General features: G+C 67.7%; 9 protein-coding genes, 1 tRNA gene and 1 other annotated feature (1 of these 11 cut by a window edge). Of the genes, 5 read left to right on the forward strand and 5 right to left on the reverse strand.

Annotated features, from left to right (window positions below; translation table 11 throughout):
* Nucleotides 1–22: 22 nt before the first annotated feature.
* A tRNA-Met gene (locus ACLBWH_RS11135) sits at nt 23–99 on the forward strand.
* A gap of 68 nt (nt 100–167) precedes the next feature.
* Here the strand turns inward: ACLBWH_RS11135 and ACLBWH_RS11140 are convergent.
* The gene (locus ACLBWH_RS11140) at nt 168–1,460 is read right to left on the reverse strand and encodes an SGNH/GDSL hydrolase family protein (protein WP_447798831.1); all 1,293 of its coding nucleotides are present in this window, start codon (nt 1,458–1,460) and stop codon (nt 168–170) included.
* A 94-nt stretch (nt 1,461–1,554) separates the two neighbouring features.
* Between ACLBWH_RS11140 and ACLBWH_RS11145 the strand changes: the two genes are divergently transcribed.
* The gene (locus ACLBWH_RS11145) at nt 1,555–4,008 is read left to right on the forward strand and encodes a glycosyl hydrolase 115 family protein (RefSeq protein ID WP_447798833.1); all 2,454 of its coding nucleotides are present in this window, start codon (nt 1,555–1,557) and stop codon (nt 4,006–4,008) included.
* A gap of 251 nt (nt 4,009–4,259) precedes the next feature.
* The gene (locus ACLBWH_RS11150; protein WP_447798835.1) at nt 4,260–5,459 is read left to right on the forward strand and encodes an MFS transporter; all 1,200 of its coding nucleotides are present in this window, start codon (nt 4,260–4,262) and stop codon (nt 5,457–5,459) included.
* A 15-nt stretch (nt 5,460–5,474) separates the two neighbouring features.
* Here ACLBWH_RS11150 and ACLBWH_RS11155 read toward each other — a convergent pair whose 3' ends face one another.
* The 3 genes from ACLBWH_RS11155 to ACLBWH_RS11165 all read right to left on the reverse strand — a co-directional run bounded on the left by ACLBWH_RS11155 (nt 5,475) and on the right by ACLBWH_RS11165 (nt 10,518).
* The gene (locus ACLBWH_RS11155) at nt 5,475–6,617 is read right to left on the reverse strand and encodes an endo-1,4-beta-xylanase (protein ID WP_447798837.1); all 1,143 of its coding nucleotides are present in this window, start codon (nt 6,615–6,617) and stop codon (nt 5,475–5,477) included.
* Nucleotides 6,618–6,744: 127 nt separating this feature from the next.
* The gene (locus ACLBWH_RS11160) at nt 6,745–7,845 is read right to left on the reverse strand and encodes a Ca2+-dependent phosphoinositide-specific phospholipase C (protein WP_447798839.1); all 1,101 of its coding nucleotides are present in this window, start codon (nt 7,843–7,845) and stop codon (nt 6,745–6,747) included.
* Between the two features lie 3 nt (nt 7,846–7,848).
* A complete protein-coding gene (locus tag ACLBWH_RS11165; protein WP_447798841.1) occupies nt 7,849–10,518 on the reverse strand; it encodes a TonB-dependent receptor in 2,670 nt (889 codons plus the stop codon).
* 274 nt (nt 10,519–10,792) lie between these two features.
* Between ACLBWH_RS11165 and ACLBWH_RS11170 the strand changes: the two genes are divergently transcribed.
* Entirely contained in the window at nt 10,793–11,797 is a 1,005-nt protein-coding gene (locus ACLBWH_RS11170) for a ferritin-like domain-containing protein (protein WP_447798843.1), read from the forward strand.
* A 25-nt stretch (nt 11,798–11,822) separates the two neighbouring features.
* The gene (locus tag ACLBWH_RS11175) at nt 11,823–12,830 is read left to right on the forward strand and encodes a ferritin-like domain-containing protein (protein WP_447798844.1); all 1,008 of its coding nucleotides are present in this window, start codon (nt 11,823–11,825) and stop codon (nt 12,828–12,830) included.
* 10 nt (nt 12,831–12,840) lie between these two features.
* Here the strand turns inward: ACLBWH_RS11175 and ACLBWH_RS11180 are convergent, their stop codons facing one another.
* A complete protein-coding gene (locus ACLBWH_RS11180; protein ID WP_447798845.1) occupies nt 12,841–14,322 on the reverse strand; it encodes a SulP family inorganic anion transporter in 1,482 nt (493 codons plus the stop codon).
* Between the two features lie 67 nt (nt 14,323–14,389).
* Nucleotides 14,390–14,395, reverse strand: a sequence feature (sul1 is cis-regulatory element that is thought to sense ions involved in sulfur or methionine metabolism; They are found in Alphaproteobacteria) (it continues 50 nt past the right edge of the window).

Consider the following 14,395-nt stretch of genomic DNA (forward strand, 5'->3'; position numbering starts at 1 on the left):
CGTTCGCGTTCCAAAACAGTGTCGCGGGGTGGAGCAGCCCGGTAGCTCGTCAGGCTCATAACCTGAAGGTCACAGGTTCAAATCCTGTCCCCGCAACCATACTCACCTGTAACGTCTCCGACGGAATGCCCGCGGAGGCTTTTTTGTGCCTGGCGTCGACTGCGTCATTACCGATGCCGGCGACGCACCCGCAGATCGCTTGCTTCGAACAGGCGTAGCGGGATCGCGTCTGCCATTGCGCGATATCCTGCTTCATTGGGATGGAGGTGATCGCCGCCGTCATAGGCTGGTAACAGCCGGTCCGGATGGGCGGGGTCACGGGTCGCCGCGTCGAAGTCGATGACGTCGTCGAAGATGCGCGACCGGCGGATCATCGCGTTGAGCGCTTGCCGGGTGGCTTCGGTTTGCGGCGAGGCGTGGTAGTAGTCGTTGCCGACGAGCGGGGTGATCGTCGCGCCGATCAGCCGGATGCCGTGGGCGTGCGCGCGGGCGGCGAGTTCGCGATAGCCGGCGGTGATCGTGGCGATCAGGGCACGGTGTGTCGCGTCGTCTGCGGGGGCGTCGCGGGTGAGGACGCCGAGGTCGTTCACCCCCTCCAGCACGATGGCATAGCGGACGTTCGGCCGCGCGACGACGTCGCGGTCGAACCGCGCCATCAGGCTGGGGCCGTTGCCGTCGAGCAGGATGCGGTTGCCGCCGATCCCGGCATTGACTACCGAGAGCTCCGCCGTCCCCCGGTTCGCCGCGAGGCGGCGGGCAAATACGTCGGTCCAGCGTGCGTTGCCGTCGTCGCGGACGCCGCGGCCGTCGGTGATTGAATCGCCGATCGCGACGATCGCGCCCTGCGTGCCGCCGCCGGCGACTTCGATATCGGCGAGATCCCACCAGCCGCCGATCCGTTCGGGCGCGACCAGCGTCGCCGCCGCGCTCTGGTCGTCGTGCACGAGGAAGGTCGTCGCGCGCGCGCCGGGGTGGCCGGTATGACGCGTCGCCGGCTTGGGCAGGAACAGGCTGATCGCGAGATCGTCACCAGCATGCGTCGCCAGCGGCAGTGGGTCCGAATAGACTTCCGCACCGGCCGGAATGGTGATCGCGGTAGCGCCCGCGAAGGTGAGCGCGACGTTGCCGGCAACCTGCGGCTGGCCCGGCACGCCCCGCCCCAACCGCGCCGCGCCGATGCGCAGCGGCGTGTCGCTCATTACGTTGGACAGACGGACGCGGAGCGTCGCGCCGCCGGCGGAGAGATGGACGATCTGCCGGATCGTCACCGGGCCGAGCGCGGCGATCCGCTCGGCATCCGCGGCGGTGGCGAGCATCTGCGCCGATCCCCAGGCCGGAACCCATCGTGGCGAGGGCAACGCACGCGCCGGCGCCGTCGAACGGAGCGGCTGCGACGATCCGCCGGCTGCCAAACCCGCCAGCACGATCGCCATCGTGCCAAAGCGCCACCGTTTCGTCATTCGCCGCTCCTGATCGTCCAGCCTCTTGTCCGAGGCTTCGTGTTAGCGTTATCACCGAAGCAGGTACCGCGACAACCGGCGGACGGGAGAGGATATGCGGCTGCACCGGATCATGATGGCGATGCTCGTCGCGGCCAGTCCGGCCGCGGTCGTCGCGGCGGCACCGGAATGTGCGGGGCCGGTGGCGGCGTGCACGCGCGCGGCGCCGGGCGCGGTCGCGCTGCTCGCGCCGGGGCGGGCGACGCTGATCGCCGTCGACGCCGCCGAGGATGCCGGGGTGCGGCGCGCGGCCAGCGACCTGGTCGGCGATCTCGTCGCGGTCGGCGGGGGCACCGTGATGCTCGCGGACAAGGCGGACGCGGGCACAACGGTGATCGCGGGAACGCTCGGCAGTCCGCTCATCGAAGCGCTGATCCGCGCCGGCAAGATCGACGTCGGTGGTCTCGCCGGGCAATGGGAGGGCTATGTCGAACAGGTGGTCGAGCGGCCGCTGCCGGGTGTCGATCGCACACTGGTGATCGTCGGCGCCGATCGGCGCGGCACGATCTTCGGCCTTTACGACATCAGCGCCAAAGCGGGGGTCAGCCCGTGGACCTGGTGGGCCGACGTGCCCGCGCAAAAGCATCGGACGCTCTACGTCACCGCTGGCCGCGTCGCCGACCATCCGGCGGTGAAATATCGCGGCATCTTCATCAACGACGAGGAGCCGGCGTTCGGCGGCTGGGCGCGCGCACGGTTCGGCGGGGTCAACCATCTCGCCTATGAGAAACTGTTCACGCTGCTGCTGCGCTCCAAGGCCAATTTCCTGTGGCCGGCGATGTGGGGCAAGTCGCTGTGGCAGGACGATCCCGCCTCGGCGCCGCTCGCGCGCGAGATGGGCGTCATCCTCGGCACCTCGCATCACGAACCGATGGAGCGCGCCAATATCGAATGGCAGCGGCAGGGTGGCGGTCCGTGGGATTATACCCGCAACGCCGACCGGCTGCGCGCCTTCTGGCGGGCGGGGATCGCGCGGCGCGGCGTATCGGAGGACCCGGTGACGATCGGCATGCGCGGCGACGGCGACGAGCCGATGACGCAGGGCACTGCGATCGGCCTGTTGCAGCGGATCATCACCGACCAGCGGCGCACCATCGCCGAAGTGACCGGCAAGCCCGCCGCCGCCACGCCGCAGGTGTGGGCGCTCTATAAGGAAGTGCAGGATTATTACGATCAGGGGATGCGCGTTCCCGACGATGTCACCCTGCTGTTTTCCGACGACAATTGGGGCAACATCCGCCGCTTGCCGACGCCCGGCGAACGGCGCGCGGGCGGGGCGGGCGTCTATTACCATTTCGATTACGTCGGCGGACCGCGCAATTACAAATGGCTCGACACCAACGCGGTGCCGCGGGTGTGGCAGCAGATGGCGATGGCGCACCGCTTCGGCGCCGACCGGCTGTGGATCGTCAACGTCGGCGACCTCAAGCCGATGGAATATGCGACCAGCTTCTTCCTGACGATGGCGTGGGACCCGGATCGGATGACCGAGGCGGCGATGCAGGCCTATCCGGCGCGCTGGGCGGCGCAGCAGTTCGGCACGGCGCAGGGGGCGGCGATCGGCGCGCTTATCGCCGATTACGGCCGGCTCGCCAGCCGTCGCAAGCCCGAGCTGATCGACGCCGACACCTATGCCACGACCGCGGGCGGCTGGACGCGCGTGCTCGGCGAATGGAACGCGCTGGCGGCGCGGGCGCGTAGCACAGCCATGACGATCCCGACGGAGCGGCGCGACGCTTATGACGAGCTGGTGCTGCACCGGATCGAGGCGATGACCAACCTGCACCGCCTCTACGCGGCCGTCGCCGCCAACCGCATCGCGGCACGCGCCGGCGACGCGGCGGCGACGGCACGCTGGGCGGCGGCGGCGCGCGGCTATTTCGCCGAGGATGCCGCGTTGCGTCGCCGCTACGAGGGGCTGGCCGGCGGCAAATGGCCGGAGATGATGGCGCAGACGCATATCGGCTATACCGGCTGGCAGCAGCCCGATGCCGACGTAATGCCGGCGCTGGCGACGGTGGCGGCCCCACTGCCGGTGCCGGCGATGGTCGCGCCACCGCTGCGCCGCATCGCCGCCGACGCCGGCCGGACGATCGACGGCGCCGGCCTGCGCTGGCAGCGGGTGGCGGGCTTTACCGCGGAGGGCGCGGCGATGATCGCGACGCCGGTCACCGCGCCGGCGATCGAGCGGCCGGGCGGCACGGGGCCGCAGCTCGCCTATACGATCGACCTGCCGGCGGGTGTCCGCCGCTTCGACGTGGTCGCCGCGCCGGGGCTCGACGTGCGCGGCACCGGCCGCCACCGGGTGGCGCTGTCCCTCGACCGGGGTGCGCCGGTGATCGTCGACTTGCTCGCCGGCGAAACCGAGGCACGCTGGGGCAAGGCGGTCGCCGACAATCGCCGCGTCGCCGGCGCGACGCTGCCGGTGGCGCGTTCGGGACGGCACGTGCTGCACCTCTGGCTGGTCGACCCGCAGGTGGTGATCGAGGGGATCGAGGTGGCGGGCTAGGCTGTGACCTTCGAGGCGCGGCGGTGGTTTTATCCGTGCGCAGCAGTGTGTAGGAAGGATCGTCAGTCAGCTCCCATGGAGGTGCATCGCGACGAGGGCGACCCCTCTGCGTCCTCCGCGTGATCTCCTTCTCTATCTGGAGGAAGGCGACCTGCGATAGGCGCCATCTAATCCTCAAAGGACGTTGCTTCTCGGTGGCAGATCATCTGAGGCGGTATTAAACGCCGTAAGGGCGTCGATGGTCGGTAGCGATGAAGATCGGGAAAACTTGGGGATGGTTGCTGCTCGTAACCATCGTCCTGTCGACGATAGGCGATGAGATCTCGCTGATAACGCTGATGTTTCGGACGGCAAGCGATCGAAATACGGCCGCCGTACCGATGTTGCTCGTCGCCCAACTGCTGCCGGGATTGCTGGCCGCGCCGGTCATCGGCCGGCTGGTCGATGCGTATGATGCGGCCAGGCTGCTGGTCGTGACGGCGGCGGCCGATGCCACAATCATCGCATGGATGGCGTGGCACCCGGATCTCGCATCTACGATCGGCGGTGCCGGCATTCTCAGTATGACGTTCGCGACCGGCGGTGCTGCCAGTTTCGCCCTCATCCCCGTCGTCGCCGGCGGGGTGGGCATGACCTTGTCGCGCGCAAACGCGGTGGTGGAGTTCGTCCGCAGTGTGGGCATGCTCGCCGGCCCGGTTGCAGGCGGCGTGTTGGTGGCCCGGAGCGGAGCCGGCAACGCGCTGCTGATCGATGCGGCCAGTTTCGCGCTGTTGGCCATCGTTGCGCTGGCGAGTGGCATACGGCGACCAGCGATGACAACCCAGGCCGGCGGCACGAAGGCGCTGCTTTCCGACTATTGGCAGGTCCTGAGCAACCGCCGGATCGGGGTCGTCGCCGCGGCGCTCGCGATGGGGGTCTATGCCGCCGCCATCGCCGACGTGAATTTCATATTTCTGGTCACCGGTTCTTTGTCGGCGGGTCCGACTGCCTTCGGGCTGCTTACCGCCTGCTGGGCCGGCGGGATGATGGCGGGGGCCGCGGCGTCTGGCGCCTTCGCGATGCGTCATCTTGCTGCGCTTGCCTTCGGCGCGGCGGCGATGATGGACGGCATGATACTGGCGATCGGCATCGCCTGTTTGACGGAAACGGGGGATCTCGTCTTCGTGGGATCGGCGTTCGGGATCGGCGGTGCGGCGAACAGTGTCCACAATGTCGCGGTCAGGACGATCCTGCAGAACGAGGCGCCTGCCGGTGCGCACGGCAAGGTCGCGGCGATCTATGGCGCCGCGACGAGCAGCGCCAGCACCCTGGGCTATATGACCGGCGGCCTGTTCGTGCCGGATCGCGTGATAGCGGCTTACGTCGTCAGCGGCGTGTTAGAGATCATGGCCGGACTCACCGGATGGCTGTTGTTTGCCGCGTTCGGCCGCCGCGCGCCGACGGTACGTTGATCGCGCCCGCCCCCGCTATCGCGCCGGTGCCGCCGCCAGTGCGGCGGCGATCGCGGTGCGCATCGGTTTGGGGTGGAGTGCGAGGTCGTAGGGGGTCGGGCGGCGCTTGACGCCGTCGGGGCGCGGTTCGAAGCCTTCGATCCAGCTGTGTGCGTCGCTCAGGCCCCAGCACAGCACGTCGCGCAGCTTGGGATAGGACAAAGTGATGTCGAGATAGGCGCGGGTGAAGTCGGCGACCGCCCGGTCGCGCGGTGCGATCGCGGCGGGCAGATGGTTGTCGCGGACGTCGAGTTCGGTGATCAGCAGGCCATAGCCCATCGTGGTCACCGCATCGAGGAAGCGCCGCCAGTCGCCCTCGAGCCGCGCGGCGTCGGCGCCGGCATCGATGCCCTGCGTGACGAGGTGCGACTGGACGCCGAGCGCGTCGACCGGCACGCCGCGCCGCCGGAAGCCCTCGAGCAGGCGCAGCACGCCGGCGCGATGCGCGGCGTTGCCCGGCTCCCAGCTCATATAATCGTTGTAGACGAGCTGCGCCTGCGGTGCCGCCGCCCGCGCGGTGTGGAAGGCGAGGTCGAGCGTCGCCTCCGGGCCGCCCAGCGCCTTCGACAAACTGGTGTCGTAGAGCACGCCGTCCTCCGGCCGCACCGCTTCGTTGACGACGTCGTAACTGGCGATGCGCCGGCCGTAGCGATCGATGACGGTGCGAATATGGGTGGTCAGCAGCGCCTCGGCGGCGGCATGCGGCTGCGCGCCGAAATCATAATCGTTGAGCCAGCGTGGAAACCATTTCGGCTGATGCCACAGCAGATTGTGGCCGCGCACCGCGAGATGCTCGCGTTCGGCCCAGGCCATGATCGCATCGAAATGCGCGAAGGCGAAGGTTGTCGGGGTCGGGCGGAGATGCTGCCACTTCATCTCGTTCTCGGCGACGATCAGCCCGCATTGCGCCGCGATCAGCCGCGCATAAGCCGGATCGGCGACGGGCACACCGTCACGGCCATCCGCCTGCCATGGCACCGCCGTACCGAAGCGCAGCCCGCGCCGCGCGGCGATGCCCTGCAGGCTGTCGGGCGCCGCGGCGGCGGCGAGCGGTGCGGCGGCGGCGACCGCCGCGGTGGCGACGGCACCGGCGAGCAGCTCGCGGCGTGACGGGGGCATAAGCGGTCCTCTCGATCGTTTGTTAGCGCGATCATTGGCGCCGCCGGTTCTTTGGTCAAGTCATCCTAGAGCAAAGAAAACCGTGTCAGAACTGAGGCTTGAACCGCGGACTGCCGCCGCAAACGGATCAGGGCGCGAGGCGGCAGGGGGCGCTCCGCATCGGATTGCACCGGGCCATCGCGCCACCCGGCAGGGTGACGCGGAAGGCGAGATGGGCGGGATCGGGCGCGCCGGGGTAATAATCGGTGCTCACCGCCTGTGCGCCACTCGCGGCAGCGGCGGCGGCCTTGTGCAGGTCGTGCGCGCGCGCCTCGACGGTGTTGGCGTCGGTGCGGGTGCGCACGATGAGGCCCTGCGCGACCCATCGGCGGATCGCGGCGCCGTCGGCCACAGGGTCCTGGACGATCTCCACCGCCGCTTCCGGCTGGTCGTCGGGATACCAGCCGAACATCGCGCGGCCGGCGAGCGAGGGATGGCCGGCGCGATAGACGGCGGAGACCGCGTCGCGCACGTCGAACAGCACATAGACACGGCCGCGCGCGGCGGCGAGCGTCGGCCAGCCGCGGGTGGTGACCGCCGCGTGCAGCGTGGCGGCCGTACCGCGCACTTCGTCGGGGGTGATCAGGCGCTTGCCGGGCAATGCGGCGCGGATCTCGGTGTCCAGCGCGTCGAGCAGGCGGGCATCGTCGAGCGGCAGCGGCGGGCTGACCCGCGCATCCTTGCCCGGCGTGTCGGCGGCGTTGATCGTGATCATGATCGGCAGGTGGCGCGGATGCGCGCGCGACCATGCGTCGATCTCGCCGAGGCAGCGGCGCAGCGTCACGCAGGTGGAGAGATAGTCGACGTCGGGGATGTGGAAGACCTTGAAGCCCGGGCGCAGCATCGCGGGTCGGTCGAAGCCGGTCGCCTCACCCGCGGCGCGGGCGATGCCCTCGCCCTTGGGATCGGCATAGCGGCCGCCCTCGGGATCGGCGAACACGTCGATCTCGAGCTGGCGCACGCCCGCGTCGAGCTGGCGGGTTAGCGGCAGGTGGTAATAATCGAGCGCCTCGGCGAGCTTCGGGTCGGCGGCACGCAGCCGGGCCATCACCGCAGCCGGGATGCGCGCCTTGAAGCTGTTGTGCGAGCCGATGACCTGGATGTCGTTCATCGCCTGCGGCGGCCGTTCGGCGGCGCTGCCGAACGCGGCGAGCGTCAGCAACGGCAGGGCGAGGGAGCGAAGCCGCATCGATCAGAACTCCGCCCGTGCGCCGAACAGGATCGTCCGGCCGTAATAATTGATCTCGCCGAAGCGCAATGTGTCGTCGTTGTAGGTGTAAGCGCGCGCGCCGGCGAGATTGATGCCTTCGACGCTGAACATGAGTTGCGGCGTGACGCGCAGCGACAGATTGCCGTCGAGCGAACCGAACGGCGCGGTGAAGGTCGGCGCCTGGGAGGTGCTGCCGGTGCCCGACAGATATTTGTCGCGCCAGACGTAGGAAAGGCGCGCCGACACCGGACCGTAATCGTAGAAGCCGACCAGATTGTAGCTCTGCTTCGATAGGCCGAGCATCTCGTTGCGCAGCACGCGATTGCCGGCGGTGTAGTTCGCCTCCACCGACGTGTGCGTATAGGACGCCTGGAAACCGAGACCGTCGAGCGGCTTGGGCAGGAAGGTGAAGACCTGATTATAGGCGGCCTCGAAGCCGTAGACCTTCGCCTTGCCGCCGTTGACCGAGGTGCTGAGTAGCACGGTGCCGCGGTTGGGAATGTCGATATTGACGTTCTGCGCCGTGATGTAGTCGTCGAGGTTCTTGTAAAAAAGTGCGCCGGTGAGCGCGCCACGACGGTTGAAATACCATTCGAGCGAACCGTCGAACTGCGTCGCGAGGAAGGGATTGAGCTGCGGGTTGCCGCCGCTCGCGGTCGCCGCATCGGTCGAGACGGTGATGCGCGGTGCGGAGTCGGTGATGTTGGGCCGGGTCAGCACGCGGCTTGCGGCGAGGCGGGCGACGAGTCGCGGCGTCAGCTCGGCACGCAGGTTGAAGCTTGGCAGCACATCGTTGAACGACCTCGGATAGCTGACAGCCTGCGGGGTGCTCCCGGTGGTCAGCGTGCCGCTCGCGACCTGATCGGTGTGGACGTAGCGCGCGCCGATGTTGCCGGTCACCTCGACCGAGCCGAGCATCACACCGTAATCGGCGCGAATATAGGCGGCGGCGATCTTTTCGGTGGTGACGAACGACGAGCGCTGGTCCGCCGGGGTGAGCGCGGCATTGGCGATCGCCGGGGTGAACAGCGCGTCATAATAGGCCTTGGTGACGGGCACGAGCCAGGTGCGCGGGCTGTTGCCGGTGACGCCGGCGAGGAAGTCGTCATAGGGCAGTTGCTGATACGCGCCCGAGCCGAGCACCGACAGCGGCTGGCCCGTCACCGTGTTGACGAGGAAGTCGCGGCGCCGATAGTCGCGCTTGCGCCAGTGATATTCGCCGCCCGCCGCGATCTTGCGCAGCAGGCCGTCGCCGACGTCATAGCCGAGGTCGGCGCGGCCGTAGGCGTCCCAATCCTTGCTGTCCTTCGGCGCGATGTTGAACTGCGATACCGTGTAATTCGCCGGATTGGACAGGTCGCGGGTGGTGGTGAGCGTCGGCAGCACCTTGTAGCCGCCCGACGCGTCATAGGTCAGCGGCGCGATGAACTGCGCGCGGCTGCGCACCGTACCCTCGGCATTGCTCGGGTGATAACTGTGCGCGCTCGACCAGCTGCCGTCGGCCGAGGCGTGCCAGCGATCCTGGTCGAAGCTCTGGCGCAGCGCGATGGTCAGCAGGTCGTGGCGGTTGAGGCTGTATTCGCGCGACGCCATGAAGCGCGCGTTGTTGATCGTCGCACCGACGACGGTGTTGCCGACAACCTTCTGCGACCCCGCGACCACCGAGGTGCCGGGATCGTCGGGATAGATGTCGATGCCGAATTCGTCATAGGCGACGTCGAGCCGGGTCGCGATCACGTCGAGCGTCGTGCGCAGCGCGGGCGTCGGCTGCCATTGCGCCGAGACGATGCCCGAAAGGCGCTTGCGGTCCTCGGTCTCGACGGTCGGGCGCGTCCGCGTCGGCGTGTACAGGCCCGAGGGTAGGGCGCCGGCCTCAGGCTTGGTGAATTTGTCGAGGTTCCAGCCGAAGTTGATGAAGCGGTCGTTGCGGACCTGCTTGCCCCAATATTGCGCGCCGGCGAGGATGCCGAACGTCTCGTCCGGGCTGCGATAGCTGGTCAGCAGTGTGGCATTGGGCTCGACGCGGTGCGTCTGCGCGGTGAAGGTGTAGCGCGAGTTGAGCGTCGTGCGCGTGCCGATGTCGAGCGGATGGAAGGTCTTGACGTCGATATTACCGCCGAGCGCGCCCTCGTTCATGTCCGGCGTCGGCGTCTTGATCACGTCGATGCTCGACACGAATTCGGCAGGCAGCATCTCGAAGCGGAACTGGCGGCCGTTGGCGCCGCCGTTCTCGATCAGGTCGTTGAGCGCGACGGTGCGGCCGTTGACCAACGTGTTCTGGAATTGCGGGCCGAGGCCGCGGACGCTGACGTACAGCCCTTCGCCGCGCGGCCGGGTGATCGCGACGCCGGGAACCACCTGCAACGCCTCGGCGACATTCTGCGCGGGGAATTTGCCGATGTCGGTCGAGGCGATCGAATCGAGGCCGTAAGCGGCCTTGCGCTTGGCTTCGGTGGCGGCGGCGATGCTGCGCGCATAGCTGCCGGTGACGACGATGTCGCGATCCTGCTCCGCGTTACCCGTCACCGTATCACCGGCTGCCGCGTCGGTCGTATCCGTCGACCGGGTCTGCGCGCCTGCGGTCGGCGCGGCGAGCAGTGCCGCGAGCGTAAGCGGCAGCGTGGCGCCAATCAGGCGCGAAGTGCGAAGCATGCATATTCCCCCTCGGCTTTGTGCCGTTCGCCCCGCCGATAGGAGGAGAAGGTTACACGCCAAAGTAATACCAATTTCAGTTTCGTGACGGACACTCTGCTCGAGTTTCGCTGCGCCGCACAATCGTTGATACTGCAATATAGTCCGAGATAGACATAATCGTCTGGTGTCACCTTGACGACCAAACAACGGCCGAAGTCATATTGATTGAAGTCTAGACGCTCAGATGATTTGGAGTCGGCGACGATAATGCTGGAACGGAACCGTGGTCCGGATGTTGCTGTTCTCAACACAAAGGGGAGTTCTCAGCGTGAGTCACGATGTCAGTCCGATCGACGCGCTTGCGACGCATGCCGAACAGCGCAAGGACCGAAGGGCCTTTTTCAAGGCGGCAGTAGGGGCGGCGGCCGTCGGGGCCGGCGCCTTTTTGGTAAGCAGTCCGGCGCAGGCGCAAACCCTGACCGATGCGGACATTCTCAACTTCGCGTTGAACCTCGAATATCTCGAGGCGAACTTCTATTATTATGCCGTCTACGGTCGCGGCATCCCGGCGACGTCGATCACCGGCGTCGGTACGCCGGTCGCCGCAGTCGGCGGTAAGCAGGTAACATTCCAGGATTCGCTGCTCGCGGAGATGGCGCGTGAGATCGCCGAGGACGAACTCGCCCACGTCAATTTCCTGCGCACCGCATTGGGAACGGCCGCGGTCGCCCAGCCGGCGATCGACATCGGCGTGTCGGCGACCAGCGCGTTCAGCGTGGCGGCACAGGCGGCAACGCTCGTTCCCGCCGGCGGCATCTTCGATCCCTACGCCTCGGACCTCAACTTCCTTTATGGCGCATTCCTGTTCGAGGACGTCGGCGTCACCGCCTATAAGGGCGCGTCGTCGCTGCTGACCAACAAGACCTATCTCGATGCCGCAGCCGGCATCCTCGCTGCCGAAGCCTATCATGCCAGCATGATCCGCACGACGATCGATCAACTCGGCGGCAACGTCGGGCTGAAGGCCTCGACGATCCGCGGCGATACCGAACTGGTCTCGAATGCACGCGACAGCCTCGACGGTACCAGCGACCTTGACCAGGGCATCGCCTATGTCAGCTCGGGCGCCGGTCCGACCTCGAACATCGCGCCCACCGACGGCAACGGCATCGCCTTCGGCCGGACGACCGGGCAGGTCCTCAACATCGTCTACCTGAACAAGGCTCAGGTCACCGCCGGCGGGTTCTTCCCGTCCGGTGTCAACGGCACCATCCGCAGCAGCGCCAACAACGCCTGAGCCTCGGGTTCAAAGGGGATTTCCTATGATCGATCGTGAAACGCTTCTCGAAGGGTTCGACATCGCCGAGCGCCGGCGCAACGAACGCCGCCGCTTCATCAAAATGGCGGGCACCGCCGTTGCCGCGACCGCCGGTGCGTCGCTGCTCGCCGCCTGCGACAACGACGACGACAAGTCGGTGCCGGTCACGCCGACGCCGTCGCCGACGCCCACCGCCGGTTTGCCGGCCGGCGATGTCGACGTGCTCAACTTCGCACTGAACCTCGAATATCTCGAGGCCAATTATTATACGTTCGCCGCCTTCGGCAGCGGTCTCAACACGACGTTGCAGGCCGGTACCGGCACGCAGGGTTCGGTGACCGGCGGCGCGCAGGTACCGTTCCAGGACGCCACGGTGGCTGCTTATGCCCGCGAGATCGCCGCGGACGAGAACCTCCACGTCACCTTCCTGCGCCAGCAACTCGGTTCGTCGGCGGTAGCGATGCCGGCGATCAACATCGACGGCGGTGCCAATGGCGCGTTCACCGCCGCGGCGCGTGCCGCCGGCGTGGTCGGCGCGACAGGGACGTTCAATCCCTACGCCTCGGACGAGAACTGGCTGCTCGGCGGCATGCTGCTGTCCGACGTGGGAGTCACCGCCTATAAGGGATCGGCGTCGCTGATCTCGAACAAGGTGATCCTGGACGCGGCGGCCGGCATCCTAGCGGTCGAGGCCTATCATTCGGGCCTGATCCGCACGTTGCTGTACCGCAAGGGACTGGCGATGCCGGCGCTGCGCACCAACGCCGACCTGATCTCCAATGCGCGCGATACCGTCGACAACGGCTTCGACGACGATCAGGGAATCAGCCCGACGACGATCAACGGCGGTGCGGCGTCCAATATCGTGCCCGCGGACAGCAACGGCATCGTGTTCGGCCGGACGGCGGGCGACGTTCTCAACGTCGCGTACCTAAACGCTGGCGCGGTGAGCAGCGGCGGCTTCTTCCCCGCCGGCCTCAACGGCAACATCAAGACCTCGACCGCCGCATAACGGCGGGAGGTCAGGCCGCCGGCACGCGCATCGTCTGCGCGTGCCGGTCGACCAGCACCGCGCTCGCGGCGTTGAGGCCGACCACCTCCACCGCGATGCCGTGGCGGCGCATCCTGGTCACCACCTCTTCCAGCGCGCCGACCGCGGTCACGTCCCACAGATGCGCCTGCGTCAGGTCGATACGGACATGCCGGGCGGTATCGGCAAGATCGAACCGATCCGCGAAGATCTCGGCGCTGGCGAAGAAGATCTGCCCCGCGACGCGATAGTCGCGCGTATCCGTCTCTGCATCGTAGCTGACCGTCACCTCCATCAGCCGGGTGACCTTGAAGGCGAAGAACACGCCGCTCAGCAGCACGCCGACCGCCACCCCCGCCGACAGATCGTGCGTCGTCACCGTCACCGCGACGGTGGCGAGCATCACCGCGCCCGACGTCTTGGGATGACGGACGAGATCGCGCAACGATCCCCAGGAGAAGGTGCTGATCGACACCATGATCATGATCGCGACCAACGCCGCCACCGGCACCTGCGCGACCCAGGGGCGCAGCGGCACCATGACGACGAGCAGGAACACGCCGGCGACCAGCGTCGACAGCCGGCCGCGGCCGCCATAACGGACGTTGCCGACGGTCTGGCCAACCATGCCGCAGCCGGCGATGCCGCCGAACAGGCCGGCGGCGATATTGGCGAGGCCGAGCCCGCTGCATTCACGCGCCTTGGAACTGGTCGTCTCGGTCAGGTCGTCGACAACGCTGGCGGTCATCATCGATTCGAGCAGCCCGACCGCGGCCATCGCCAGCGCATAAGGCGCGAGGATCGTCAGCGTCTGCCATTCGAGTGGTACCGACGGCCAGCCGAACTGCGGCAACGACGCAGGCAGGCGGCCGAGGTCTGCGATCGTGCGCAGCGGCATCGGCAGCGCGATGCTGACCGCGGTGAGCGCGACGATGCAGATCAGCGGCGAGGGGATGATATTGGTCACGCGTGGCGCCAGATAGATGATCGCAAGACCGAGGCCGATCATAGCATAGGTGTGCCAGTCGACACCGATCATCTGCGGCAGCTGCGCCGAGAAGATCAGGATCGCCAGCGCGTTGACGAAGCCGGTGCGCACCGAACGCGAGACGAAGCGCATCAGGACGTCGAGCTTGAATAGCCCGAATGCGACCTGGAGCAGGCCGGCGAGGAGGGTCGCGGCGAGGAGATATTGCAGGCCGTGCGCGTGGACGAGCGCGGCGGCGACGAGCGCGACCGAGCCGGCGGCACCCGAGATCATCGCCGGGCGGCCGCCGGCGATCGCGATGACGATGCCGATGACGAAGGAGGCGAACAGGCCGACTTCGGGATCGATGCCGGCGACGAAGGAGAAGGCGATGACCTCCGGGATCAGCGCGAAGGTGCCGACCATGCCGGCGAGCACGTCGCGCCGCGCGCCGGCGGCGCTGGAAAACCATTCGGCGCGGTAACGGGATAGGGAAAGACTGGTCATGACGTGAAAATCCGCATGACCGCTCCGGCGCCGCCGGCGGCGACGCGTCAATGTTCGGGAGCGGTTGCGTTGT

Source organism: Sphingomonas sp. M6A6_1c (assembly GCF_053345135.1).

What these genes read in the sequence shown, in the direction of transcription:
- ACLBWH_RS11160 (WP_447798839.1), bottom strand. Translation starts at nt 7,845, where the DNA reads ATGCGGCTTCGCTCCCTCGCCCTGCCGTTGCTGACGCTCGCCGCGTTC.
- ACLBWH_RS11165 (WP_447798841.1), bottom strand. Translation starts at nt 10,518, where the DNA reads ATGCTTCGCACTTCGCGCCTGATTGGCGCCACGCTGCCGCTTACGCTC.
- ACLBWH_RS11175 (WP_447798844.1), top strand. Translation starts at nt 11,823, where the DNA reads ATGATCGATCGTGAAACGCTTCTCGAAGGGTTCGACATCGCCGAGCGC.
- ACLBWH_RS11140 (WP_447798831.1), bottom strand. Translation starts at nt 1,460, where the DNA reads ATGACGAAACGGTGGCGCTTTGGCACGATGGCGATCGTGCTGGCGGGT.
- ACLBWH_RS11170 (WP_447798843.1), top strand. Translation starts at nt 10,793, where the DNA reads ATGTTGCTGTTCTCAACACAAAGGGGAGTTCTCAGCGTGAGTCACGAT.
- ACLBWH_RS11155 (WP_447798837.1), bottom strand. Translation starts at nt 6,617, where the DNA reads ATGCCCCCGTCACGCCGCGAGCTGCTCGCCGGTGCCGTCGCCACCGCG.
- ACLBWH_RS11180 (WP_447798845.1), bottom strand. Translation starts at nt 14,322, where the DNA reads ATGACCAGTCTTTCCCTATCCCGTTACCGCGCCGAATGGTTTTCCAGC.
- ACLBWH_RS11145 (WP_447798833.1), top strand. Translation starts at nt 1,555, where the DNA reads ATGCGGCTGCACCGGATCATGATGGCGATGCTCGTCGCGGCCAGTCCG.
- ACLBWH_RS11150 (WP_447798835.1), top strand. Translation starts at nt 4,260, where the DNA reads ATGAAGATCGGGAAAACTTGGGGATGGTTGCTGCTCGTAACCATCGTC.